Annotated in this window: 23 protein-coding genes and 1 pseudogene; 15 read left to right on the plus strand and 9 right to left on the minus strand. The window is 47.0% G+C overall.

Features of this window, described 5'->3' with window-relative positions; genetic code table 11:
• Window positions 1–41: 41 nt before the first annotated feature.
• From F0265_RS14595 to F0265_RS14605, 3 genes are all read right to left on the minus strand, one after another.
• Window positions 42–1,127 (minus strand): AarF/UbiB family protein, encoded by a 1,086-nt coding sequence (locus F0265_RS14595; RefSeq protein WP_171749426.1) that lies wholly within the window; start codon window positions 1,125–1,127, stop codon window positions 42–44.
• A gap of 110 nt (window positions 1,128–1,237) precedes the next feature.
• Entirely contained in the window at window positions 1,238–2,137 is a 900-nt protein-coding gene (locus F0265_RS14600; RefSeq protein ID WP_171749427.1) for a LysR family transcriptional regulator, read from the minus strand.
• A gap of 57 nt (window positions 2,138–2,194) precedes the next feature.
• A complete protein-coding gene (locus F0265_RS14605) occupies window positions 2,195–3,643 on the minus strand; it encodes a sugar porter family MFS transporter (RefSeq protein WP_171749428.1) in 1,449 nt (482 codons plus the stop codon).
• Window positions 3,644–4,219: 576 nt separating this feature from the next.
• Between F0265_RS14605 and iolE the strand changes: the two genes are divergently transcribed.
• The 10 genes from iolE (at window position 4,220) to iolG (ending at window position 15,166) form a co-directional block, all read left to right on the plus strand.
• Window positions 4,220–5,113, plus strand: coding sequence for a myo-inosose-2 dehydratase (iolE, locus tag F0265_RS14610; RefSeq protein WP_171749429.1), 894 nt, complete (start codon window positions 4,220–4,222; stop codon window positions 5,111–5,113).
• 147 nt (window positions 5,114–5,260) lie between these two features.
• Window positions 5,261–7,132, plus strand: a complete 1,872-nt coding sequence (gene iolD, locus F0265_RS14615; RefSeq protein WP_171749430.1) for a 3D-(3,5/4)-trihydroxycyclohexane-1,2-dione acylhydrolase (decyclizing) — start codon at window positions 5,261–5,263, stop codon at window positions 7,130–7,132.
• Window positions 7,133–7,193: 61 nt separating this feature from the next.
• Window positions 7,194–8,369 carry a Gfo/Idh/MocA family oxidoreductase gene (locus F0265_RS14620; protein ID WP_171749431.1) on the plus strand — a complete coding sequence of 392 codons (1,176 nt, stop codon included), beginning with the start codon at window positions 7,194–7,196 and terminating at the stop codon, window positions 8,367–8,369.
• Window positions 8,370–8,395: 26 nt separating this feature from the next.
• Window positions 8,396–9,388, plus strand: a complete 993-nt coding sequence (gene iolC / locus F0265_RS14625) for a 5-dehydro-2-deoxygluconokinase (protein ID WP_171749432.1) — start codon at window positions 8,396–8,398, stop codon at window positions 9,386–9,388.
• Window positions 9,389–9,507: 119 nt separating this feature from the next.
• The gene (locus tag F0265_RS14630; protein ID WP_171749433.1) at window positions 9,508–10,380 is read left to right on the plus strand and encodes a 5-deoxy-glucuronate isomerase; all 873 of its coding nucleotides are present in this window, start codon (window positions 9,508–9,510) and stop codon (window positions 10,378–10,380) included.
• Window positions 10,381–10,389: 9 nt separating this feature from the next.
• Window positions 10,390–11,217 carry a class II fructose-bisphosphate aldolase gene (locus F0265_RS14635; protein WP_171348887.1) on the plus strand — a complete coding sequence of 276 codons (828 nt, stop codon included), beginning with the start codon at window positions 10,390–10,392 and terminating at the stop codon, window positions 11,215–11,217.
• 93 nt (window positions 11,218–11,310) lie between these two features.
• Window positions 11,311–12,156 (plus strand): MurR/RpiR family transcriptional regulator, encoded by an 846-nt coding sequence (locus tag F0265_RS14640; protein WP_095664811.1) that lies wholly within the window; start codon window positions 11,311–11,313, stop codon window positions 12,154–12,156.
• 72 nt (window positions 12,157–12,228) lie between these two features.
• Window positions 12,229–13,062, plus strand: coding sequence for a sugar phosphate isomerase/epimerase family protein (locus F0265_RS14645; protein WP_171749434.1), 834 nt, complete (start codon window positions 12,229–12,231; stop codon window positions 13,060–13,062).
• Between the two features lie 145 nt (window positions 13,063–13,207).
• Complete coding sequence (gene iolB, locus F0265_RS14650; protein ID WP_171749435.1) at window positions 13,208–14,038, plus strand: 5-deoxy-glucuronate isomerase; 831 nt, start codon at window positions 13,208–13,210, stop codon at window positions 14,036–14,038.
• Window positions 14,039–14,182: 144 nt separating this feature from the next.
• The gene (iolG, locus tag F0265_RS14655) at window positions 14,183–15,166 is read left to right on the plus strand and encodes an inositol 2-dehydrogenase (protein WP_171749436.1); all 984 of its coding nucleotides are present in this window, start codon (window positions 14,183–14,185) and stop codon (window positions 15,164–15,166) included.
• A 47-nt stretch (window positions 15,167–15,213) separates the two neighbouring features.
• On the opposite strand, the pseudogene F0265_RS14660 reads toward iolG, so the two are convergent.
• The 6 genes and pseudogenes from F0265_RS14660 to F0265_RS14685 all read right to left on the minus strand — a co-directional run.
• Window positions 15,214–16,338 (minus strand): annotated as a pseudogene (locus F0265_RS14660) (nucleoside-diphosphate sugar epimerase/dehydratase); the annotation flags it as partial.
• Between the two features lie 236 nt (window positions 16,339–16,574).
• The gene (locus F0265_RS14665; protein WP_171749438.1) at window positions 16,575–17,414 is read right to left on the minus strand and encodes a glycosyltransferase; all 840 of its coding nucleotides are present in this window, start codon (window positions 17,412–17,414) and stop codon (window positions 16,575–16,577) included.
• A 9-nt stretch (window positions 17,415–17,423) separates the two neighbouring features.
• Complete coding sequence (locus F0265_RS14670) at window positions 17,424–18,602, minus strand: MFS transporter (RefSeq protein ID WP_171749439.1); 1,179 nt, start codon at window positions 18,600–18,602, stop codon at window positions 17,424–17,426.
• Window positions 18,596–19,483: a phytanoyl-CoA dioxygenase family protein gene (locus F0265_RS14675; protein WP_171749440.1), complete on the minus strand. Its 888-nt coding sequence runs from the start codon at window positions 19,481–19,483 to the stop codon at window positions 18,596–18,598. The genes F0265_RS14670 and F0265_RS14675 overlap by 7 nt, the downstream gene beginning before the upstream one ends.
• A complete protein-coding gene (locus F0265_RS14680) occupies window positions 19,473–20,732 on the minus strand; it encodes a DegT/DnrJ/EryC1/StrS family aminotransferase (RefSeq protein WP_171749441.1) in 1,260 nt (419 codons plus the stop codon). Before F0265_RS14680 ends, F0265_RS14675 begins: the two co-directional genes overlap by 11 nt.
• On the minus strand, window positions 20,729–21,826 hold the full coding sequence (locus F0265_RS14685; RefSeq protein ID WP_171749442.1) for an acetylneuraminate cytidylyltransferase: 1,098 nt from the start codon (window positions 21,824–21,826) through the stop codon (window positions 20,729–20,731). The genes F0265_RS14680 and F0265_RS14685 overlap by 4 nt, the downstream gene beginning before the upstream one ends.
• A gap of 484 nt (window positions 21,827–22,310) precedes the next feature.
• Between F0265_RS14685 and F0265_RS14690 the strand changes: the two genes are divergently transcribed.
• The 5 genes from F0265_RS14690 (at window position 22,311) to F0265_RS14710 (ending at window position 26,280) form a co-directional block, all read left to right on the plus strand.
• The gene (locus F0265_RS14690; RefSeq protein WP_171749443.1) at window positions 22,311–22,679 is read left to right on the plus strand and encodes a response regulator; all 369 of its coding nucleotides are present in this window, start codon (window positions 22,311–22,313) and stop codon (window positions 22,677–22,679) included.
• 301 nt (window positions 22,680–22,980) lie between these two features.
• Entirely contained in the window at window positions 22,981–24,561 is a 1,581-nt protein-coding gene (locus F0265_RS14695; protein WP_171749444.1) for an ATP-binding cassette domain-containing protein, read from the plus strand.
• A gap of 236 nt (window positions 24,562–24,797) precedes the next feature.
• Window positions 24,798–25,361, plus strand: a complete 564-nt coding sequence (locus F0265_RS14700) for a TetR/AcrR family transcriptional regulator (RefSeq protein ID WP_171749445.1) — start codon at window positions 24,798–24,800, stop codon at window positions 25,359–25,361.
• 21 nt (window positions 25,362–25,382) lie between these two features.
• Window positions 25,383–25,670, plus strand: coding sequence for a hypothetical protein (locus tag F0265_RS14705; RefSeq protein WP_171749446.1), 288 nt, complete (start codon window positions 25,383–25,385; stop codon window positions 25,668–25,670).
• Between the two features lie 4 nt (window positions 25,671–25,674).
• The gene (locus tag F0265_RS14710; protein WP_171749447.1) at window positions 25,675–26,280 is read left to right on the plus strand and encodes a DNA-3-methyladenine glycosylase I; all 606 of its coding nucleotides are present in this window, start codon (window positions 25,675–25,677) and stop codon (window positions 26,278–26,280) included.
• Window positions 26,281–26,312 lie beyond the last annotated feature (32 nt).

Raw genomic sequence — 26,312 nt, forward strand, 5'->3', positions numbered from 1 at the left:
GCCCCATCACTATAAATTCGATGGGGCAAGGTATTCACCGATTATTTTATCTGGTAGTTAAGCGCGAGCTGGTACTTTTTCGCGTAGTCATCTAATAACTCTGGTTGGCTCTTATCGGCATTGCCATAAAACAGGCCGCCATGCTCTGCCAGATACTCATAACCATGCTCGACTTCTTTTTGCACAACATCGATTTTTTTCAGCGTTGCTGGCGTACAAGATTGGCCGTGCAAATCGTCTTCAATGTCCAAAACGTAAGAGCGAAACGCTTCAAGCCTAAACTGTTGGCTAAGCGCTTGTTCGTTATCCAATGCTGCTTTCCAGCGCTGAGCAATGGATTGAAAGTGAGTAATAACTTCGGGAAAAGCTGCCTGTGAGGTTAACCACTGAATCTTTCGCTGGTAGCTTTCAAGCCCGAGTTGCTTGACGCTTTCATAAAGGGATAATTGGTGTGCCGAGCTAAGATTTTGCTCTAGTAACCAGCCAAAGAAAAAACGCGTTTCAAAGCGTTCTACAAAGTGAAAAAGCGGGTCGCTCAATCCATTGCTGTTGAGTTCAGAGAGTGGATCAAACGGGTACATATAGCCAAAATCAAATAGCCACAGCTTGCCCACTTTATCCACTAGCAGGTTGCCACTGCACAGGTCCCATTCCATCAAACCATGCTGCTCACACGCTTCCAGAGTATTGAACAATTGCTTGATGATCGACGGAGTGAGCGTCTGCACATGTTCACCTTCTATCCAAGGTGAAATCATAAACCCAAGGCGATAGTCGGCGTACAAAGTGGGCACAATATTCTGAAACAGAGCGGATGTGGTCGGGTCTTCACGTAATTGTTGGAAACGCTGCCTGCGCTGGACTTCATTCAAAAATGAATACTGGCCATCTAAGTTTTTCACCTTGGCGGTCGGGCGACGCTTTTTCATATTGTAGTCTCGGCCGTTGATACGCAGATGGAAGATCTCAGCGGTCAGTCCAGAATCTACAATCTTAACCACATAGGGTGACTCATCGGTCAGTGATATGAGCTCTTCCGGTGGCAATGGGCAGCGGCTTTTGTCGCCAACGATAAGCGGCTCGCCACTGAGGTCGAAGTCTTGTTGAGCTTTTTGTCTCGCGTTCATGTTTATTCCTTCTCTTTTTTGTTATCAGAAGGATTAAAACGCGAAGATGTACAATAAACATCCTACTGACATGAATGTTTTTAGGGTGATCTATAACGCTTACTTAAGCCTTATAGGGAGGAGCCCGTACTCCCGAGCAGAAAATCTTTGAAGCGGGTCACGAGTGGTGAGGCTTTTTGGGGAGGATGATAATAAAGATTAAGGCTCCAGATACTGGTTTCGTAATCTTCCATTAAAGGAACTAACGATTTGTGTGATATTGCTTCTTCGACAACAAACTGGGGAAGATAGGCGATTCCGGTACTTTTGAGCGCCGCTTTCAGGAGAAGGTCACTGTCGTTGACTTCGACACTTTTCGGTACCTTCATCTGCAAGGTTTCTGTGTCTTGTCGGAATATCCAATCGTTACTGCCGGTTAATGTTCTTGCGAATAAACAATGATGTTGAGTGAGATCCTGGGGGTGCAGAGGCTCACCGTGGCGCTGTAGGTATTCTGGTGAAGCGACAACGATAAACGGGCACTGCATCACTTCACGCTTCACAAGTAGCAGGTCTTTTTCGCGATACCCCTGAAATGAGGCATTGGCGCTGATCATCAAATCACACTCACTGGCATGATCTAAAGCCCAGGGCGTGACATTCAAGTTGAAAGTTACGTCTGGGTTTTCAGTCATGTAATCGGCGATTTTATCGATCAGAAAATGATTGGCGTAAACGGGTGTAACGGCGATATTGATATGGCCTTTGTCGCTGGCCTGAAAGTCTTCCAACTTACGGCTGATGCGCTCAGCGTTATCGACCAGTGGTGAAAACTCATCGAATAGAGTCTGGCCTGCCTGTGTTGCGGTAAGAAGTCGGTTGGAGCGGTGGCAAAGTGGCACGCCAAAATGATTTTCGAGCTCTTGCAACCAACGGCTGCCAGCGGAAACACTGAGATTAAAATGACGCGATGCGGCGGAGATGGATCCGGTTCGAATCACGTATACAAAAAAGGCCATTTTATCCAGCATGCGACTTCCTTATGCGCCAAAGCGAGCACCTTAGTGCTCGCGGTAGTTCCATTATTTTTATACGTGTGCGCTTTCCTGTTGAGTGGTGGAGGGTTTGGCTTTGCCAAGCTTCTGAGCCATCACTTCTTCCATTTTTTCCAGCGCAACACCTTTGGTTTCTGGTACATATCTGACCACAAAATACATGCAGATCATAGAGAGAGCAGCAAATAACCAGAAACTGAACCCGCCATTAAACTGCTCTTTGAGGAAGGCATTTTCATTGAGCATTGGGAATGATTGCGTGACGACAAAGCCTGCACACCACTGAGCACCGACGGCGATCGCCATTGCTCGTGATCGGATACTATTCGGGAAAATCTCTGAAATCATAGTCCAGCACGCACAGCCCCACGAGGTCGCATAAGAAACCACGTACAAGCAAAGAGCAAACAGGGCAGAGTAACCTTCAGACTGGTTGTAAACCACGAAACCGACATAGGTCATGCTGAGTGCACAGCCAAGCGTACCCCATTTCATTAACGGTAATCTTCCCACTTTATCGATCAGGTACATACCCAGCGCATTACCGAGAATAAACACTAAGCCAATAAAGGTGGTTTGGAATAGTGCGTTTTCTGTGCCGCCAACAATGGGTTTTAGGATCTCAGGCGTGTAGTACATGATGACGTTGATCCCAGTGAATTGCTGCGCTGCGGCAACAAAGGTACCCACAGCGACGATTGACAGCATAAGAGGAGACTTAAGGCTGACCTGGCTTTTCTTCACTACACGACTCGCCATCAAAGAGTCTTCAATTTCATTGATTACGCGCTGCGCATGTTCTGCATCAGAAATGCGGGTAAGGACCTGTTTTGCTTTGTCTTTCTGGCCTTTCAGTACTAACCAGCGTGGCGATTCTGGAATGGTGAAAAGTAGAGCGCCAAATATGATTGCGGGAATGATCTCTGAACCCAGCATCCAACGCCAACCCAGATCCTGAAGCCACATTTCTGTCATGCCTTTAGCAATCACAAAGTTGACGTAGAACACCACCGTTTGGCCGACAACAACGGATTGTTGAAACATACTCACTGCACGGCCACGAAAATCCTTGGGTGCGACTTCAGACATGTACATGGGGGAGACAACGGCGGCCAAACCAACTGCGACGCCGCCAACAATTCTTAACAAGGTATAGAAAGTGAAAGTTGGGGCGAGTGCGGAACCAACAGCCGATATAGCAAACAAAATAGCGGCCAAGAATAAAGTGTTACGACGGCCATATTTGAGAGAGAACCAGCCTGCACTGACCGCGCCAACAATACTGCCTAGTACCACGCTAGAAACCGCCCAGCCTGTCTGCGCAGGTGTTAGGCCAAAGTAATTTGTAATGGGCCCAATGGCACCAGATATGACCGCAGTGTCGTAACCGAAAAGGATCCCACCTAACGCGGCGACGCAACAGATTTTAATAATGTAGGCAAAGTTTCGTTGACTCTTATCCGTCGAATGACTCGATGACATGTTTCTCTACTCCTTTATATGAGAACCCGTCTCTCGCTCTACCATCGAACAGTGTGAGCAGGGTTTGGATGTTTGTTCACGTAATGGCAATTCCAGTTGGCTGCTGAGTGTCTTTGACGACTTATTGGAATGTTGCAGCTCTGTTGGCTTTGTTAATGATAAGAATTTTTCATTGTTTCGGTTTTTTATCCTAGTCGTTCAAAACTTGTTCGGGAAGTGCAGTTAACGTGTTTTCCGGAAAACTGTTACGCAAATCAAATTGTGGAAAATATTTTCCAATGGCAGGTGTTTGAACTAAGTGACTAATTATATTGTATTTATTTTTAAATGTGAGCAAGGTCAATTTTATGCTTGAGGCCTTATTGTGATTACTGTTAGCAGGTTTTTTCAGCAGTTTTTGAAGGTTTTTTATCGTTTGAAAAATATTTTTCATATCATGAGTATTGTTTTATAGTAAGCAGCAACTCAACGAATTGGTGCGATTGAACGAGAGATGAAAAGCATTTTTCAAAAAACGCCGCTTTAGCGCTCTGATTCAATCCGTTTTTCGAAAACTTAAATCTTTGGAGTACAAACATGAGCAAGGTGCAATACGGAATTAGCCCACTGACCTGGACCAACGATGATATGCCTGAGTTGGGGGGGGAGATCCCATTGGAAACATGTTTGAGTGAAATGGCGCAAGCGGGCTTTACCGGTACTGAGCTGGGTACAAAGTACCCGCGAGAGCCAGAAGTGCTTATCCCGCTTTTAGAAAAGCATGATTTGGTTCTCGCATCAGGGTGGTACAGCGGTAACCTGATGACGCTTACAGCGGATGAAGAAATCGACGCTATGCAGCAGCACATTCGCTTGCTAAAAGCCGCTGGTTGTAAAGCGATGGTGTATGGAGAAGTGAGCAACAGCGTTCATGGCGATATCGATACTCCGCTCTCACAGCGTGTCATCCTCAGTATGGAAGAATGGAAAACGTACGGTGAAAAGCTGACCAAAGTGGCAAAGTACCTTTTGGAAGAGCACGATATCAAGCTGTCCTTCCACCATCACGTTGGCACCATCTGTGAAACGGAAGATGACATCAACCTTCTGATGGAGTTGACGGGGCCAGAAGTATTCCTAACGTTAGACACCGGACATGTGACTTATGGCGGTGGTAATCCAGTCACTATGATTGAGCGTTGGGGACATCGCATCGGCCATATGCACTTTAAAGATTTGCGTCTTGATGTGATGAAAACGGCTCGTGACGCGGATAAATCTTTCCTCAATGCCGTGCTTGATGGTGTCTTTACCGTTCCGGGCACAGGAGATGTTAACTATGACGATGTCTTTGCAGCTTTGAAAGCGCGTAACTATGAAGGTTGGTTACTGGTGGAAGCGGAACAAGATCCAGCCAAAGCACATCCGCTCACTTTTGCAAAAACCGCTTACGAAAATATCTCAGGTTATGCAGAAAAATACGGCTTATAACGGCTAACAACGTCATGCAGGAAGCACGCATAAAGCAGGGACGCTTTGCTTAAATGCGCATCAAATATCAATGTGAATTAAAGGTCGACCCTGGCCTCAAACGAGTGGCTTAACAAGGCTTAGGGACAAAACTAAGGACAGACAATAATGAAAACCATACGTCTTACGGTAGCAGAAGCACTGGCACAATATCTGGCTGCACAGAAAATTGAAGTTGACGGTAAAGTCGAGCAGTTGTTTGGCTGTGCATTTGCCATTTTTGGCCACGGTAATGTGACTTGCTTTGGTCAGCAGCTAAAGAATATTGAAGACAAAATTCCTACTTGGCGTGGTCAGAATGAGCAGTCGATGGCGACAGCGGCTATTGCCTACGCCAAGGCTAATCAGCGCCGCCGCATCGGTATTGCAACTTCATCTATTGGCCCTGGCGCAACCAATATGGTGACAGCAGCAGGGATAGCCCATACTAACCGCCTGCCAGTGCTGCTTATCTCAGGAGACGCGTATGTCAGTCGTCTGCCAGACCCTGTTTTACAGCAGCCAGAAAACTTTTACGACCCATCTATCACCTGTAATGACGCTTTCAAACCGTTGACGCGTTACTGGGATCGAATCGTATCACCTTCGCAGTTGATTCATACTCTGCCGCAAGCGATCGACACTATGTTAGATCCGGAAACGTGTGGTCCAGCATTCCTGAGCTTACCTCAAGATATTCAGGGAGTAGCGTACGATTTCCCAGAAGTGTTCTTTGAAGAAAAAATCCACCGTATCCGCCGCCCTGAGCCTGAGTTAGCAGACTTAGAAGACGCAAAAGCTGCGCTGATGAAGGCGGAGAAGCCGCTGATCATTTCTGGCGGTGGCGTTCACTATTCACTGGCAACCGATGAGCTAAAAGCGTTCGCTGAAAAGCATAACATTCCGGTTGTTGAGACGATCGCAGGCCGCGCCACCATGTTGCAGGATAACCCACTGAACGCTGGTCCAATCGGCGTGACTGGCTCGGATTCAGCCAACTACATGGCTGCACATGCTGATGTGGTGTTGGCAATCGGTACGCGTCTTCAAGATTTTACCACCGGGTCGTGGAGCGTTTTCCGTAATCCAGACATGAAGCTTATCGCGATGAATGTTGCCCGTTTTGATGCGATTAAGCACCGAGCTCTGGCGGTAAAATGTGATGCACAACGTGGCATGGCGCAGTTGTCACAACTGCTTGGAAACTGGCGCAGTAGTGATGACTGGGCGTCGACGGCTAAAGCGCAAGCCGACGAGTGGAAAGCGGTCGTTCAACGCCGGACTAATCCACAAGAAGGCGACTTGCTACCAGGCATGTCTTCTTATGCAGAAGTGATTGGCAAGCTTAATAAATCCATGCAACCAGGTGACACCGTTGTCACTGCGGCAGGAGGTTTACCTGCTGAGCTGGCTATGAACTGGCAGAACTACCAGATTGGCAAGTTTGACATTGAATTTGGTTTCTCTTGCATGGGATACGAAATCGCAGGGGGCTGGGGTGCGAAAGTCGCAAACCCAGACAACGACGTAGTCGTGCTTGTCGGTGATGGCTCCTACCTAATCCAGAACTCAGATATCTACTCGTCCGTTCTGACGGGTCACAAGATGATTGTGGTGGTGTGTGACAACGGCGGATTCGCCGTGATCAATAAACTGCAAACCAACACAGGTAACCAGTCATTCAATAACTTACTGGAAGACTGTCGACGCCCTGACGGTGAGCTGGCACGTGTTGATTTCGCTAAGCATGCGGAAGCGCAAGGCGCGATCAGCGAGAAACTGACCGACATTACTGAGTTTGATGCTGCGTTCCAGCGCGCTAAAGAGGCGGATCGCACCTACGTGATTGTGGTCGATATCGATCCTATCTCTCCTGCGACTTGGTCTAAATGCGACTGTTGGTGGGAAGTTGGGCTACCAGAAGTGACTCGCAGCGAAGAGACCGCCAGCATTGTGTCTGAGTGGGAAGAAGGCCGAGTCAATCAACGTCGTGGCGTCTAAAAACTTATTAGTACATTGTTAAGCCGCACTGAAAAGTGCGGCGGTAAGAAGGAATTGAAACATGTTTAATGAAGAGCGTCGATTTGAACAACCTATTCGCTGGGCGATGGTCGGAGGCGGGCGTGGTAGCCAGATTGGTTATTCTCACCGTAACGCTGCGCAGCGCGATGGCTTATTTAAGTTAGTTGCGGGTGCATTAGATTTGGATGCCGAGCGTTGTCGTGATTTCGGCACCAATTTAGGTGTGGACAGCGATCGTTGCTACTCAAGTTATAAAGAGATGTTTGCCGTCGAAGCGAAGAGAGAGGACGGTATTCAGGCAGTGTCAATCGCAACGCCGAACTCAACTCACTACGAGATCTGTAAAGCGGCGCTGGAAGCTAATCTGCACGTAGTGTGCGAAAAACCGATCACCTTTACTGTGGCTGAAGCCGAAGAACTGAAAACCATCGCAGCGCAGAACAACCGCGTGCTTGGCGTCATGTACGGCTATACGGGTTTCCCTATGGTTCAGCAGGCGCGTGAGATGGTTCAACGTGGTGATTTGGGTGAGATACGTGTCGTAAACATGACCTTTGCGCATGGTTTCCACAACATCGAGCATGAAAAGAATGACCCTGGTTTGAAGTGGCGTGTGAGTCCTGAAGTCTCGGGCCCTACTTATGTGATCGGTGACATTGGTACCCACGCTTTTTACCTGTGCGAAATGATCACAGGGTTGGAGGTCAAACGTCTGGCTTGTATGCGCCAAAGCTTCATTGAATCACGTGCTCCTCTGGAAGATAACGCTCATGTGATGATGGAATTTGAAGGCGGTGCAGTAGGTACATTGTGGGCGTCTGCGGTTAACTCGGGGGCTATGCATCAGCAGAAGATTCGCATCGTTGGTGAAAAAGCATCCATTGAGTGGTGGGATGAGCATCCAAACCAACTGAAGTATGAAATTCAGGGTGAGCCACCACGTTTATTAGACCGTGGTATGGGTTACCTGCATAATGACGCCGAGGGCGTGGCCTCGAACCGCATTGGCGGTGGTCATGCGGAAGGTTACTTCGAGTCTTGGGCGAACCTTTACCACCGTTTTGCTCTCGCGTTTCAGGCGGCGAATAACGACGATCAAGAAACTCTGGCAAACCTATGGTATCCGGGCATTGATGCGGGTATCGAAGGCGTGCGTCTGTGTGAGAAGTGTGTTGAATCCGCTGACCAGAACGCCACTTGGGTTGACTACAAATAGTCCAGAGATCACAGAGAGGGAACGATATGACCAAGATTACTATCGAACACGATCGTCAACTCGATGCCATCGTGCTGGGACGAGCTGGTGTGGATCTCTACGCGCGCGAACTGAATACTGATATTCAGGATATTTCCGGATTCAACAAGTTCGTGGGTGGCTCTGCCGCTAACATTGCGGTCGCGGTAAACAAGCTCGGAGGCAAAGTCGGTTTCATTGGCTGTGTGGCAAAAGATTCATTTGGTGATTACGTCAAACACTATATGAGTGGTTTGGGGATCAATCTGAACGGCATGATGACGGATGATTCTGGCTCACGGACCTCAGTTGCATTCACCGAGATGAAACCTTCCGACTGCGACGTGCTGATTTATCGTAACAACGCGTCGGATCTGACGCTCAAACCGGAGCAAATTGACGCTGACTATATCGCCAGCTCTAAGGTGTTGATTGTTACGGGAACGGCGTTAGCACAAAGCCCAAGCCGAGAGGCGACGTTGCTTGCGATGCAGTATGCAAGATCCAGCGGCACCTTGGTGGTACTGGATGTAGATTACCGCCCATATTCATGGCGCACAGACGTCGACGCTTCTATCTATTTTGGTATTGCATCTCAACTGTCAGACATCGTGATTGGTAACCGTGAAGAGTTCGACATGATGGAAACCGTTGTCGCACCGGGTAATAAAGATGATGACGCAACCGCGCAGCGGTTCCTGACGGGCTCAACTCAGGTCGTCATCATCAAAGCCGGAGAACTAGGCTCAAAAGTCTATGGCCGCGATGGCAGTTACTTCGAGCAGGGGATTTTCCCAGTCGAAGTGACCAAGCCATTTGGTTCGGGTGATTCCTTTGCTGGAGGTGTCATCTGGACACTGGTCAACGGCGGTGAGCTGGAGCAAGCGGTCAAACATGGTTCTGCGGCTGCAGCGATCAATGTCAGTGGCACCAGCTGTACGGAAGCCATGCCAACCAGAGAAGCGCTGTTTAATTTTATTGAGACCAGAGAACAACGTTAAGTGTCGGAATGCCACTAGCGTCTTAGGTCTTGCCGGGCCAGTGTGATCAATAATGATCACCGACTACCTACCATCGTGGCCCGGCTTTCTTTTGGTCAGTCAGTATTAAAGGAAGAACAATGGGAAAGCATATTCCACCTTTTGATAACCACAATGAAGCGATTATTGATGTCAATGATGACACTACGCCGTTGTGTTATTTCAATCACGTTCGCCTTGCTCAGGGTGAAACGTTCGATTACACGTTAGACGACTACGAGACGGTTGTCGTTCTGGCTGGAGGCACTTGTAGTGTAACTGTCACTGAACAAAGCGGGCAAACACATGCTTTCGACAATATTGGTCAGCGTGAATCCGTCTGGAACGGAAACCCTGAATCCGTCTACGTTCCTGTGGGTATGACAGCCAAGCTTGAGTGTGTCAGTGACCATGCGGATATCATGATCGCAGGTGGTCGATTTGAAGAGGCACTGTCTCCTTTCTGTGTTCGTCAAAACGATGTCGACATCGTTCAATACGGATCCGACGATACAAAAACACACCGTAAGATCAAGCACGTACTAGGGCAGAGCAACGCGGACAAGCGTGGTCGCCTACTGGTGAGTGAGTTGTTTACGGTTGGCGCTGGTGGTTGGTCGGGCTTCCCGCCACATAAGCACGATGAAGACCGCGTCAAAGAAGATGGCAGCAAAGAAACCCTTTATGAAGAGGTGTATCAATTCCGCTTTAACCCAGACTTCGGCTTCGGTGCTCAGTTTCTGTATGAACATGAAGACGACTTTGGCCCGGTTTACCACGTGCGTACTGGCTCTGTCATAGCGATAGACAAAGGGTACCACCCGAGTGTTGCTGCCCCTGGGTACGAAATGTATTACTTCACGATCATCGTGGGTAAGACATCTAAGTCACTGATTCAACACTTTGATCCGCATCATGAGTATCAAGTTGAAACCATTCCGGGCATCAAGGACATGATCGCCAAATTCAAATAGGGAGCTTTTATGCTGGTTAATTTAAAGGATTTGCTGCCGGAAGCGGCGGCAGGGGATTTTGCTGTTCCTTGTTTTAACGTTTTTGGCTATGAAGACGCCAAAGCCGTTGTTGAAGCGACTGAGGAAACCAATCGCTCGGTCATTCTGGCGTGCAACAAAGACGTGGTGGATTTTTATGGTGTTGAAACTGCAGCATCCATGTTTCTCAATCTTGCTAAGCAGAGCAGTGCGCCGGTTTGTTTGCACCTTGACCACACTTACGAGGAAGAGATTGTTTTCCGTGCACTCAAAGCTGGCTTTAGCTCAGTCATGTTTGATGGCTCGCAACTGACACTGGATGAGAACATCAGTCGTACGCGTAATGTCGCGCGCGTTGCTCATGCCTTGGGAGCGAGTGTTGAAGGTGAAATCGGTTCAGTGCCGTATGAAGAAGGTCGTGATCACATTAAGTCGATATACACCAGCCCGCAAGATGCCCAGCGATTTGCTGAAGAAAGTGAAGCTGATTGTGTCGCGATATCGGTCGGCAACATTCACCGCCTTACTCAGCCTGTCTGCGAGATAGATTTTGGCTTGCTTGATCAAATTGCTGCGCAAGTTGATATTCCTCTGGTGATTCACGGCACCAGCGGTATTCGTGAAGTGGACATGCTCAAGCTTAAGCAGAGCCGTGTTGCCAAATTTAATATCGGTACCTGTCTGAGACAGGCATTCGGTCACGGACTGCGCGATTTGCTCAATCAAGAGCCGGATAAGTTCGATCGTTTGTACTTTATGCAGAAAGTCATACCCGCGGTAAGACAGGAAGCAATCCGAAACTTTGAAATTCTGGCTTAAAGAATTTCCAGAATAGATAGCTTGATGTATTCAGTTGTGCACCAATCAGTTATTATTTGAATTAGAAAAGCTTTTCGAGGAGAAGTGCAGGGTATGACAGTGGAAAACAGCCAGGTGGAATTGGTTCCTGCGGATTTAGATACATTACGTGATCGTGTGGTAAAGCGCTACGACAGGCTCAGCCAGCGTTTACAGCAGGTAGCGGATTTTGTGATGGCCCAGCCTATGTTGGTGGCTGTCGAAACCATGGCGACCATTGCCGAGCAAGCGAACGTGCCGCTCTCTACGCTGAGCCGTTTTGCCAATACTATGGGCTTCTCAGGCTTTAGCCAGATGCAGGCGTTGTTCCGTGAGCAGTACCTGAATCGCCCGCGCGATTATAAAGAGCGTGTGCGACAGGCTCGTGAGCACGATGATATGGCATCGGATTCGCCAGCGGCCGTGTTCCAAGACTTCGGCCATGCCAATGTTGAAGCTATTGAGCAGTTACAAATAGCCGTTTCACCACAAAAACTCGAAAAAGCGGTTTCTCTGCTTGATGAAGCAGAAACCATCTACATTCAAGGCATGCGCCGCGCATATCCGGTTGCATTCTATCTCTGGTACGCACTGATGAAGTCAGACAATAACGTGGTCTTAATCGATGATCATGGCGGTATGCTGAAACCTCTGACAAAGCGTATGAACAAAAAAGATGTCCTGTTGTGTGTGACTTTCACGCCTTACGCACCAGAAACCAGTGAATTGGTGGAAAGTGCGCATGAGAAGCAGGTGCCTATCGTTGCTATTACCGACAACCAAATGACGGAAAATGGCAGCAAGTACGATGTTTGTTTTGAAGTGAAGGAAGGGGAAGTCATGGGCTTCCGCTCGCTCAGTAGCTCCATGTATCTGGCACAAACTCTGGCAGTCAGCCTGATGTGTCGGGAAATCGGTTAATTCTCACTTAATCGAAGGGTCACTATCCTCTGTGTGGCCCAAAATCTTTCAGACTCCCATTAAGGAGCTCTTATGCGTTTTGCACTTCATGGCATGTGCTCGTTGCACAGTAACATCCTGTCCGATATTCGCCTTGCCAAAGAAACCGGATATCAGGGATTAGAAATCCATACCGAAAAACTCTGGCGTTATATTCATGCCGGATTTACCGCTGAGCAGTTTAAATCTCGTCTTGACCAGTTTGGTATCACGCCCAGTGCGATTGATATTATTGGTGGTGTTGAAACAACCGATAAAAACCAGCAGAAAACATTGTGGAAAGAGACAGAAACCTTGTGTCAGTTTGCCGCCGATATTGGTGCGCCAACCATTCAGCTTAACGCCTTTGAAGGGCTGAACGGGCTTAGCGTCGAAGACAATATTCAACTGACGGCACGAAACATACGTTCCATTACCGATATTGGCCGAGACTTTGGCATCCGCTTTCAATACGAAGGTGCGGCATGGACACCCATCGCTAAACTCAGTGATTGCCTCAAATTGCATGATGCGGTGGCTAGAGACAATTTTGGTTTTGTGCTTGATACCTGGCATTTCTGGGCCTGCCGCGGCGCATCACCAGAAGAGTTCGCCTCGTTGGATTCATCCCTGATTTATAACGTCCACATTTCTGATGGCAAACGTCCTGAACCTAATCAAGAATGGCCTGACGAAAGGTCACTGCGCGGCTATTTACCGGGTGATGGCGATATCCCGCTCAGAGAATATCTTGATGCTATTCGTGCCACTGGCTACGGCGGATTTTATTCCGGCGAGTTCCTAAATGATCAACTGTGGGAACATGATCATCATGATGTCGCATCCGCGATGTTAGAGCGTATGAAGGGCTTACTTTTAACTAGCTAGTCGTTTCAGTATTTGAACCACCTTGGGCTATTTGTTACTCAGTCCACAAAATGAATATTTCAAACTAAAATATTAGTGAAATAATTATTTCATTTGATAGTGTAATGGAAAATTCGTTTTATTGTGAAGAATGGAGTGTCTCGCAATGTCGTATCTGCTTTCCAAATATCAGCCCGATGGTGCACAAGGGCTTGTGCAGTCTATTACGCCGCAATCGGCTGGTTGGCAATACGTTGGCTTTAAGGTCTATGAGTTGAACGTTGGTGATTCGATACAACTGGATGCTAATGAGGATGAGCTTTGTCTGGTATTGGTCGCTGGTAAAGCGACCATTTCTACCGATAGCCAGAGTTTTGAAAACATCGGTCAGCGTATGTCTCCGTTTGAAAAAACAAAGCCTTACGCTGTGTATGTGGCGCCAAAAGAAACGGTGCAGGTTGTGGCAAATACTCAGCTTGAACTGGCCGTATGTCAGGCGCCGGGGAAGGGAAACTTTCCAACTCGCTTGATCGCTCCGCAAGATATTGATGCGGAACACCGCGGTCAGGGACAGAATCAGCGCTATGTGCACAATATTCTTCCTGACGACAAAGAAGCAGACAGCTTGTTAGTGGTTGAGGTGTACACCGATGAAGGCTGCACCAGTTCGTATCCGAGTCATAAACACGATCAAGATGCAGAGCCTGCGGAAACCTATCTCGAAGAAACCTACTACCACCGACTCGATCCTGAGCAAGGGTTCTGTATGCAGCGCGTGTATACCGATGATCGCGAGCTGGATGAGTGCATGGCTGTTTATAATAAAGACGTGGTTATGGTGCCAAAAGGTTACCACCCAGTAGCGACAATGGCGGGCTATAACAGCTACTACCTCAATGTGATGGCTGGCCCAACCCGAAAATGGTTGTTCACATGGGAAAAAGACCACGCTTGGATCAATTCTGAGCAATACGCCAAGGGTTCCGATACTGAGTGATTAGTCTGAGTAAGAACTTATATCGCTAAAGTTTGAGCGTACATTAGCGCTCCTGAAAAGTGCGTCACCCCCAATCACGCACGTTTATGCCCACTGAGATATGCCAGTGGGCCTCTTTCCTACCTAATCTGTAAGGAGTACAGAATGTTTAATATCGCACTGTTTGGAGCAGGGCGGATTGGACAAGTGCATGCTGTTAACATTGCCAATCACCCAGAAACCCGTTTGTTTTCTGTCATCGACCCTTATGACGTTAATGCCAATCTGCTGTGTCAGCAGCATGGCGCTAAGCGACAGAGTATCGAAGAAGCAATGCAAGACAGTGAGATTGATGCTGTGTGTATTTGTTCTGCAACGGATACCCACGCAGATTTGATCGAACTGGCGGCAAAAGCAGGGAAAGCCATCTTCTGTGAGAAACCGATCGATCTCGACTTGAGCCGAGTCAGAGACTGTTTAGCGGTGGTTAACCAGCATCAAGTTCCGATGCTAGTCGGTTTTAACCGACGTTACGATCCTCAATTCAGAGCGCTGAAAGACAAGCTGAATCAGGGAGCAATTGGTGAGCCGGCAACGCTGACTATCACGTCTCGCGATCCAGAACCACCGGGCGCTGATTACGTTAAGGTGTCTGGAGGCATGTTCCGCGACATGACGATTCACGACTTAGACATGGCGCGTTTTATTCTTGGAGAAGATCCTGTTTCCATTGCGGCGCATGGCAGCTGTAAAGTGAGCCCGGAAATCGGAGCTGCGGGTGATATCGACACTGGTGTTTTGGTGTTGGAATTTCCTTCCGGTGCAATGGCAACGATCCAGAACAGCCGCCGTTCAGGCTATGGTTATGATCAGCGTATCGAGCTTCATGGTGAGCTTGGCATGCTTCAGGCAGCGAACCAAAATGAAAACTTGGTTAGCCAGCTTAGCGACCAGGGCAGGCAATCAGCCAAGCCAATGCATTTCTTCCTAGAGCGATACAAAGACGCTTACATCGCGGAATGGCAACACTTTGTTGATGTGCTCAATGGCGCTGAGCCAGAGTGCTCAGGTGAAGATGGCGAATATGCACTCAGATTGGCCGATGCGGCGCTGGAATCAATGCGTAGCAAAAAGACCGTTTCACTATAAGAAATTAAACCGGAAGCCCATTTGGGCTTCCGGCTCGTTTTATCTCGTTAGCAAACGTCGCTGGTTTCTTTGTGAACGTTAGCGGTTTGGTAGCCTGTTGGCGCTGACAGAAGCGTCTGCTTGATGGCGACCACATCATGTTCGTTGCAGTTACGTTCAAGCTCATTTAAAACTAACATCATCTCCTGCCAGTTGAGCTTTTCTTCCATGGCCGTCATTATTTTATGATGGCAGGTTTCTTCTACGTTGCCGCCAATCAGTAACTCTTCATACAGTTTCTCGCCCGGACGAAGACCAATGAACTGGATAGCAATTTCATCGTGATGCGTGTTGCCCAGTAAACCTTCTTTCTTACCCGATAATTGAATCATCTTACGTGCCAGCTCAATGATTTTGACTGGCTCGCCCATATCCAGCACAAACACCTGTCCATTGTGGCCCATAGCACTGGCTTGAATGACCAGTTCCGCCGCTTCTTGAGTGAGCATGAAATAGCGGACGATTTCCGGATGGGTAATAGTGATTGGGCCGCCTGCTTCGATCTGCTTTTTGAACAGTGGAACAACCGAACCCGATGAACCAAGGACATTGCCAAATCGGACGATGGTAAAGGTAGTCGCGGTCTTCTTGTCCGCTAAGGCTTGCAGAACCAACTCAGCCAGTCGTTTACTGGCGCCCATGATATTGGTCGGTCTGACCGCCTTATCCGTAGAGATAAGGGTAAAGTTTTCTACTTTGGCCTCAATCGCGGCTTGAGCACATGATAACGTACCAAACACATTGTTCTGGATGCCCGCGATGATATTGTCTTCGACCAACGGAACATGCTTATAAGCGGCAGTGTGGTAGATGGTGTCCACTTTGTGGTTTTTCATGAGCGTTATCAGGCGTTGCTCGGTTTGGACTGAGCCCAGTATTGGAATAATTTTTACTGTGCTTGTGCTGTTTTTCGCGCCGCCGCTTAACTCTTGATCAATTTGATAGAGGTTATATTCATTCAGCTCAAAAAGAATCAGGCTCTTGGGGTTTTGCTTGAGCACTTGTCGGCACAACTCCGAGCCAATCGAGCCGCCAGCGCCTGTCACCATGACATTCTTGCCGGTAATATTTTTTGCCAGTAGCTGCTGGTTTGACGTGATCGCCTCACGGCCGAGTAAAGCGGCGATGTTCAGGCTAGGATCCTTCAGTGGAGGTGAATGCTTTACGATAACAGGCTCTTGCTGCCCTCCGGTTCTAAGGTCTAGTTTGGCAACGCCTTCAGCAGACATCGCCGCAGGTTGTAATGGCTCTCTGCTTGAAATATCACATACACTTGTCATGGTCGCTTCCTGATTTCACTCAATAGCAATGTTTTATGCCCGATAATGTTAAAAAGGTTCTGGGCGGCTCATTGGGTTGATTGCCCTGATTAACTGACGCTCCGGACGATGTCTTCCCAGCTCTCCGCCAACATACGTTCTGTAATCGGTAACTGGTGCTTATCGTGGATGTAATGGCAGTTGTTATGTGTCGCTTCCGACCCGGCAGTGTCTGCTTTGGGGTGTGGGATGTGGTAGGCCTTGGCATCCAACAGTAGCGTAAACTTATGTCCAGCGTTAAATAGCCTCAGTCCCAGCTCGACGTCTTCGCCGCCCCAGTGGGTAAAGTTCTCATCGAAACCGCCGGCTTCAATAAAATCAGAGGTTTTAGCAAATAGATGCCCGCCCCAGAAAAACAGCCACGGATGAGTGTCGAAGCCTCTCATATGCCCTATTTGATTGAGCAGTTGCTGGCGGCAATCCAAGTTCGAGTCCTGTTGCGTCAAAGAGTCAAACAACGTGTTGAAATCGTTGCTATCGAGTAACTGAGAGAAAGTATTGTTAGCGACGAAGTGCTCTTCAAAACCGTGGCAGAATCCAATCTGGATGTGATCTGGGTTTCTTTCCATTTCGGCAAGGTGTATTTGTAGTGCGTGTTGTTCAAGAACTACGCCGCTATCCAAATAAAATAGGTATTCGCCAACCGCTTGTTGGCTGCCGAGATTACGTGCGCTCGCCGCTCTGAATCCTAAATCGGGCTGAAAGCAGTAACCGATGTTCAGACGAGAAGCAAAGCTTTTGACCATCTGTTCGGTGTTATCTGACGAGCCATCATCAGCAACGATGACTTCGAAGCACTCGGTTTGTAATGACTGTTGGCAAAGTGATTCGAGCGTCTTCTCTAGAAGGTTCGCGCAGTTGTAAGTCGGAATGATGATACTGATTAACATGCTGTTTTCCTAAAGTGATGCGTATTGAGGTGTGTGCTGATGCTTGGCAAGCTTTAAGGCCGCAATACCAATGACTACGCCGCTGGCGGCGACGAAATACATGCCGCTGGTCAGGCCAAAATGCGTGGCGATGAAACCGATAGTCGGTGGACCCGCTAAACCGCCAATGGAACCAAAAGTGGAAATCAGCGATAAACACCCGGGGCCAATGGCAGCCGCTGAAGCGTAAATGATGGGTGAAACCAAAGAGACGGTTAAGCCGACAATAGCGAATGATATCCATGAAGCGTAAAGCCCAGACAGCCACACGCCTGTTGCAAGTGAAAAGCTGACGATAAGTCCGGCAAAGGCAATCAGGATGGCGTCGTTGTATTGCGATCGCAGGCTGTCAGCAAAGAGTCGGCCAATAAACATCGCAGCGGAGAACACCAACACACCCGAAGGGGCGAGTGACGGGCTAACGTCAATCACATCTTTGAGATAAATCGCGCTCCAATCATTCATTGAGCCCTCGATGATGGTTGCACTCAGGACGATGATGCCAAGCACTAAGGTTGTTTTGTTGATCAGTTTTGGTTCAGGCTGTTTGTCGTCTGAATCGGAAGTGCTGCACTGTTCTGAGGTTCGATATGCAACGGCAAACAACGTCAGAAGTGATACACAAATGACGGCGCCATGAACAATCAGTTCGGACGAAACAAAGCGAATCAGACCCATTGAAATCAAAGCCGCTGCCGCCAATCCCAAACTGAACACGGCATGCAAGCGGGACATGCATTTAATGTCGTGTTTACGTTCGATGTCACTGCCGTAAGTGTTAATCGCGGCGTTAAGCCCTGCGCAGCATATGCCCTCAATAAACATCAAAACCATACCTAAGTGATAGGAAGTGTTGTTCATGATTAAAGGGAGCAAACAAGCGGCAATACTTCCTAGTAGCAGTGCCATTTTTCGAGCACCTACATGGCGCAGTAGCCAGATGGTGAGCGGAAAAGCGGAGATTGCACCAAGACTTGTCGCGAGAAGGAAAAAACCGAGCTCCATGTCGGTAATGCTCATGGCGATTTTCAAGTCCGCAAGTCGCGATGCCCAACTGCCAATGTTCAAGCCTAACGCAAAGAACAGGCACAGAGCGGGCATAGTGACTGCCAACCAACTCGGCTTTGGTGAGTGACTTGGCTTTACCATGACTCTAGCCCTACCAATTTTCTGCCAAGAGGCGAGAGTTCAAGTGGTGTAAAGGGTTCAGGATCGAGCTGACCGCGCCAGCCACGTAGCCACGCTGGTGGACGAGCGTTTTGGTAGCAATTTACGCGCTCTTCTCGTGATTGGTACAGCACTGGGGGCACGTGCTCTTGGCTGTCGGCTTTGTACATAGCAATAAACTGAACAAGACGAGGGTTGAGGTGATGAGTACAAACGTTGCCATGAGGTAAACGGCTGTCAAAGATGACCAAACTGCCAGCAGGAGCATCTATCTTCGTGATGTCTTGCTCGGTGAAAGGGTAGACATCCTCCAGATACAATCCATTAATCGTGAACTGATCAAACAAGCTTGGATCGTGGAACGTGTTGTCGATAATCTGGCGATACACTTGTGGGAGACCACCAAAGGCACCTTGCTCTTTTTCTGTATCAGTCAGGTAGATCAATCCCTGGTAGACAGGAGTATCCATTTGGCGGAAATCGTAATCCCAATGCATTCGATTCGAATCATTGCCATATTGCGGTAGGTCATAGCGGCACGGCGGCTTAAAAGAAGCGCGATCCATGGTGACCCACAATTGCTCTTCATTTAAAAGCTGAGCGAAGGCCTGATAAACGTCTGGATGTTGACGAACTTGCCAAAACGCTGGGTGATGATGCATCGGGACCGAACCCGTGTCATTGATTGGATCCTGTTTGTACCAGGTGTCTTTATTGTTGAGATCAACTTCCATAAAAGAGCAGATCGCTTCTATGGATGACTGGCATAACTCCTGCGGGACAACGGATTCGATCACGGTATAGCCTTGTTCTGCAAGCTGCGCTCTCTTCTCATCCCAGTAACGGGCATTTTTACTTTCCATGATTGTCTCCGTGAATTTCTGCCAATACGTCGAGTAGTGTTGATGCGCATTTTTCAATGTGCTCTGCATTCCAGATCGGGTGGAGGTGCAGGTTGAGTGTGCGCTTAGAAAGTGAGTACGCCATTGGGCATATCTGATTGTCATACTGAACCGATTGAGGGTCGGTATATTCGCTTGAGTGGAATGGGAAGTTGGCTTTACCGAAACCAATCAAATCCGTGTAGGCTTTTTCACGATATGCTTCAGGCCACAGCACTTTGGTTACCGGAATACCTTTCTCGACCAGCTTTTTGTAGACGGACTCTGTACGTTGCTCATCAAATGACTGGTCGAAAACAATCGGGAATAGCCAGTAAGCATTTTGTCTGTCTGGAGTATCCAGCGGCAGGCTTTCAATGTATTGGCACTGAGACAAGCATTCGCGATAAATGAAGGCATTTTTGCGTCGGTTGAGTAGGTTCCAATCGTCAAAACGCTTCAACTCGTTGAGGCCGATAATCGACTGAATTTCGGTCATTCGATAGTTGTAGCCAACACGGTGATGGATGTATTTTTCCTTCTCTTCCATCTCCAGTAACGCCAGCTTGTGTTTAACGTCGAAACCATGGTCTCTAAATGAGCGACATTCCCACGCTAGGCTCTCGTCATTGGTGGTAATCATTCCACCTTCACCACCAGTGGTGAAATGTTTGCTTTGACAAAAGCTAAAGGCCGCTGCATGCCCCAATGTACCGACTTTCTGGCCGTAATATTGGCCACCAATGCACTGCGCGGCATCTTCAATCACCTTAATTTGATAGCGTTCAGCGATTTCCATAATTGGTTGCATATCGCAGACCACGCCATACAAGTGAACGACGATAATCGCGCGGGTACGCTTAGTCACCAAAGCTTCAATTTTGTCCGGATTGATCGTGTGATCGGCGCTTACATCACAGAAAATCGGGATCGCGCCAGCCTGTAAAACCGCATAGGAAGAGGCGATAAAGCTGTAAGAAGGCACGATGATTTCATCGCCCGGGCCAATGTCCATCGCACTGATGATGGTGTGCAGAGCAGAAGTACCAGACGAGCAACTGATGGCAAACTCAGAGCCGCACCACTTCGCAAAGGCGTCTTCGAATTCCCGCCCTTTGTTTCCGGTCCAGTAATTGACTTCACCAGACTTGAGTGGCTCGATAACATCCTGAAGCGAGTCGGGGTGAAATGCAGGCCACTTGGGGAATGTTGTTGTGTGTTGCTCATTCATAATGCTTTCTCTGTAATGTGTTGGTATTCGGTGTTGCAATTAGAAGAACTGCGATTGAGCAGTTGGATAATTTGATTGATGATTCTGTTCATGCCGTTGCTCAAATCGAATGTTTGGAGCCGGTGTGAGATAGCACGCCTCAGTTGATTGTTGGTGGCGAGTCGTAAGATCTGACGTTCAATAACAGAATGATCCACCAGCTGGCCATTTCCGCAGTATGGAAAAAGAGCATCTCGATAGAAGGTATGAAGGCACTCTCTCGCATTAGCCGAGATCACCACGGTAGGTAAGTGCATAAAAGCGGCTTCAAAGACAGTTCGGCAATTGGCAGTAATCGCCATGTCCACCTGAGCCATCAGCGGTGCGATGTCCTGGCCGATAAACACTTCCGCATTAAGTGCTTTTTCTTGTATGAACCGCATGACTTCTTTTGGCTGTTGATAAGAGCCGCCTAAAGCGATGACATAGTTCAATTGGCAGAGGTAGTCGTTGCGGGCGATAACTTCCAAGGTTTTTTGGGTTAGATTGCTTGGATCTTCGCCACCAAAAGTCAGCAGAATGCTACGGACTGAAGGGCTTAAGGTGGTGCTGTTTTTTCGGTGGAGAAAAAACTCTTTTCTTATATCAACATAATCATGGCCAGACAGCTCTTGGCCCAGCCCGGTTTTCGGGTAGACGGCATTAATGACGCAGTCTGCATGTATTCCACCAGTGCCGAGATCTTCAAAATTGATGATGGGAGTGTTGATCTTTTTCAGCGCACTCACATACGCTTCGGATGTATTGAGGACATCATTAATAATCAGATCAGGCTTTGCTTGCGCGATGATGTCCAATAAGTCGTCGTCGCTTGCCGCTAGTTGGTATTGTAAGATGTTCTTTTGCTCACAAAAGGATAAACCAAGGGAGCTATTTGGAGTCAGTACGAACGTGGATTCAATGAAACTGGGTAAGGATTGCGCAATCGTCCATGCTCTATAGCAGTGCCCAAGACCTTTTCCTTTTTCTCCTTTGATGACAAAAACCACTTTGTTTAGCCGCGGTAGCCGAGTATCAATGCGCTTTTTGAAGTTTTCAGTGACGTAGCTGTCCATAATTTGGTCCCATTTCTTAGTCGTGGAGATGGATGTGGATTAAATTCGCGACAAAAAATAACACCAAGACACTAGCATTTATTTGGTAACATGAAATTAACATTTGTGGAAAGAAAGTCACAAATGGACGATTTTTATTCGAAAAAAGTCCAATTTAGGTGATTTTCTCAAGGGGAAAACTAGAGCTTATACTCATGGTTATTACGAAATGTTAAGTTATTTGGAGGTGAGAAATAATGAGGGTTTATGCATCTTGATTCTTATTTCGCTAAGAAGTTGAGATTGAAAAATGGAATGATGATGGGATGGAATCACTAGGGTTTGATGAGGCGTTTGATGCCAATATTTTTATGTTGTTAGGCTTTACCGTTCAACGTCTTTCAAAACAACAAGTAAGAGGTATTGATAAGTGAGGGAAATAGGTCTTAACTCATACAGATAAAAGAAATTTGATAACCCAGAGTTAGCTTGGCTAGGAAAGAAAATGAAACTACTGATTATCGATGACTCGCCGACGATCGCTGCTTTGATCGGCAGCTTCATGGAGCAACGCTTTGCAGACAAATTTGAAGTAGAAATTTGTACACATAGTTCAGAGGTCCCTCAGCTCTTGGCTGAAAATCAATTTGATGTTGTTTTGACCGATGTGTTTATGCCCGAAATGGATGGTTACGAGGTGATACAGCATCTTAAGAATTTTCATCCGAACACCACTGTTATAGCGATGTCGAGTGGCTATACACATGCATCGGCGGAAAGCAGCCTGCAGGCTGCCAAGTTTTTAGGGGCAGTAACGTCTATAAACAAAAACAATCTCAGCAGTGATCTAGAAAGGGTGTTCGCGACCTTTTAGATCTTATCTTTTAATTGGCACTATCCGTTTTACCATATTGAAACGTTTGAATGAAGCTGGTTATAATCCGCGCATCACTTTACTAGGAGCCAATGCCTAAATGAACAGCTAACTTCCTGACATCCAATATAAACAACACTTTGGACACTCGGGGTTAGTGGGCGTTGCCGCAATCTTAGTACATTTCTAAAATCCACCAATGGTGGTTCTTGCCAGTTTATCTGGCTCATCTCGGCATTTTATACGCTCGGCCATATCACCGCACAATGGCGACCCCTTTTTGAATTAAAAAGGAGGCGATATGCCTGCATTAATTGCATCTCAAATTTCGCATCAACTCGAAACGGGTGAATGGTTATTCCGTTCGATCAATCTATCGTTGAATCATGGTATTACTGGCCTAACTGGAATAAATGGCAGTGGTAAGTCGGTGTTGCTTTCCATCTTGATGGGGGAGCGCTCGCCTGACACTGGCAATGTCGATCGCCAAGGGAAGATTGCTACGTACTCACAGCTACCTTCAGAGTTGTTAGTCAGCGATATGACCATTGCCCAATACCTTGGCATTGATGACAAACGTCAGGCCCTGAGGGCGATAGAGCAAGGAAGTACGCGACAGGAGGACTTTGACCGCCTTAGCGATGACTGGGAGGTAGAGCAACGAGCAATAGAGCTTATGGTTCAGTTGAGCATTGTGCTGTCATTGGACGACGTTTGTTGCCACCTAAGTGGAGGGCAATTGGCCAAGCTTCAGCTCTATTATCTGTTCGAACAAAGCCCAGATATTTTGTTGCTTGATGAGCCAAGCAATCATCTCGATACCCAAGGAAAGCAGTGGTTGATGAATAAACTCAAAGCATTCCCCGGTAAGATCCTATTGGTCAGTCATGATAGAGCGTTACTACGTTGTGCGGATGTTATATGTCATCTCTCATCATTAGGTTTGAGAAGCTATCGTGGTGGTTATGATGAATTCCAGTGCCAATATGACGTAGAGAAACAGGCTTTAAGCAGCAAGATCGACCACCTCAAATCAGAAAAGAAGAAGATTGAGCGTCAGATCCAGCTCAATGCCGAAAAAGCTCAGCAGCGAGAGGCGATGGGCAACCGCAAGAGAAGATCAGGCAGTCAGCCAAAAATTCTTATGGACGCGATGAAAGACAGTGCGCAAGTCACCCGTTCTGCTGCTATCACGAATCAAAACAATCAGTTGAAGCGGAACCAACACAAGCTGGAGACGTTAAAAAGCCAGCAGGAAGGCGGGAAGGAGCAGAGTTTTTATCTTGCCCATGCTCAAGGGGACAAGAGACACAATCTGGCTTCCATTGCGGATTTCAGCGTAGATAAAAGTCGTTGGCAAACCGTGAGCATAAGAGTGGGAACAAAAGACCGAATACACCTATCTGGCAACAATGGTTGTGGTAAATCGACTTTATTGAAAGCACTGAATTCACCATCGGGAAGCCTTGAGCAAGGGGTTAAATGTAATGTAAAGACCATCTATCTAGATCAACATTTTAGTTTGCTTTGCCCGAATATGAGTATGTTGGATACGTTACGCAATTCCTGTCCCAAGCTGGAGGAGAGTGACGCTCGAACTTTGTTAGCTGGGGTAGGTTTTCGCAGAGACAGTGTCTACAAGATGGTCTCGATGCTGAGTGGTGGAGAGAAAATGAAGTTAGCGGTATTGATGGTGAGCCACCAATCTTGTTCGCCGTTACTTCTGCTTGACGAGCCAGACAATCATCTCGACATCGACTCGAAGCAACGGTTGGCAAAAGCATTATCTACGTACCCAGGCCCTTTTATTTTGGTCAGTCATGATCAAGATTTTGTCGATGACACCGGAATCAACAAAACGTTAGCAATAAAAGCAGTGTAAGGCAGGTAAGGGCACACTGTTGCCCCTAACCTGTAAAACTCCACAACCAATCTGATATTTTCGATGCTAGCCTTAATCTCATCTGACACCATTAATAAAAAGCACTCTTTCAAGTTCGCTGTTCTTATTCGTAGGAAAGAAGCTAAAGCAGGCGCTAATTATGAATAATTTATGACCATACTTGATCTAGTAGGACATTTGACCTAATGTTTAGGTCAAATGCCCTAGGAGTGTTTATGCCCAATAAAACGACTAAAGAAAATATTATTGATGTTGCTGATCAGCTTTTTTATAAGCAAGGTTATGAACACACCTCTTTTGCCGATATCGCAAGTGAAGTAGGTATTTCAAGAGGTAATTTTTACCATCATTTCAAAAGCAAGGATGATATTTTAGCAGCCGTCATTAATCAGCGTTTGTCTAATACAGAAAGAATGTTGAGAGACTGGCAACTAGAAGTTCAAACAGCCTCAGAAAGAATTAAATGTTTCATCAATATCCTTATTTTTAATCGAGCGAAGATAAAGCGTTATGGGTGCCCTGTAGGGACTCTAGCGACGGAATTAGCCAAATTGGAGCACCCGTCACTCATTGGCGCAAATAAAGTATTTTCACTGTTTTCTGACTGGCTAGAAAAGCAATTTATAGAATTAGGCCATAAAGAGAATGCAAAAGAATTGGCTTTGCATTTACTTGCTCGAAGCCAGGGCATTGCAACCTTAGCCAGTGCTTTTCAGGATGAAAAGTTTCTATATACAGAAGTTGATATTTTGAATGAATGGTTGGAAACCTATAGCTAATAAAATTAGGGAGAAAGAATTATGTTTATCATTTTTCTACGTTTTTCTGACAATAAAGACAAGGCAAAAGAGTTTATGTCAGGACATAAGGCGTGGATAAAGCAAGGCATTGATGATGAAGTATTTCATCTAGTTGGGAGCCTGAAGCCTAATTTGGGCGGCTGTATTCTCGCGAGTAATGTTGATAGAGAAAGTATTGAATTAAGAGTGAATCAAGATCCGTTTGTTATTGAAGATATTGTAACTGCTGAAATTAATGAAATAACGCCGTCAATGGCCAATGATAAACTCAAATTTTTGGTGGGTTAGATAAATGAGCAACACAGTTAAATGCGGAGATGGAAAGCTTCGCTGTAAGTGGGGTACAAGTAGCAATGAATATATTGCCTATCATGATGATGAATGGGGCTACCCTGTTAGCGATGACCAGCGGCTTTTTGAAAAGATTTGCCTTGAAGGTTTCCAGTCGGGACTGAGTTGGAGAACAATACTAGCTAAACGAGAAAATTTTCGTAGAGCATTCAAGCAGTTTGATTTTAACAAAGTAGCTAAATTTACTGAAAACGATGTCGAAAGGTTACTTCAAGATGAAAGTATTGTGCGCCATCGAGGAAAGATAGAAGCAACCATTAATAACGCTAAAAGAGCCCAAGAGATGGTGAAGCAAGAAGGCTCGCTTGCCGCATTTTTTTGGCGCTATGAACCTGATAAGCCAATATCAAACCCACAAACTGTATCGACAAGTGCGGAGTCTATCGCTATCTCGAAGGAGTTAAAGAAACGAGGGTGGAAATTTGTTGGGCCAACTACTGTTTATGCTTTTTTACAAGCTATGGGTCTAGTCAATGATCATGCTGAACACTGCGAGTTCAGACACAAAGCAACAGAGGCACGCAAGAAATTTAATAAGCCGCTTTAGTCTCATAGCCGTAGCTCACGCCTGAAGTTTTA

The sequence above is a fragment of the Vibrio sp. RE88 genome, from assembly GCF_013113835.1.
Classification (GTDB): domain Bacteria; phylum Pseudomonadota; class Gammaproteobacteria; order Enterobacterales; family Vibrionaceae; genus Vibrio.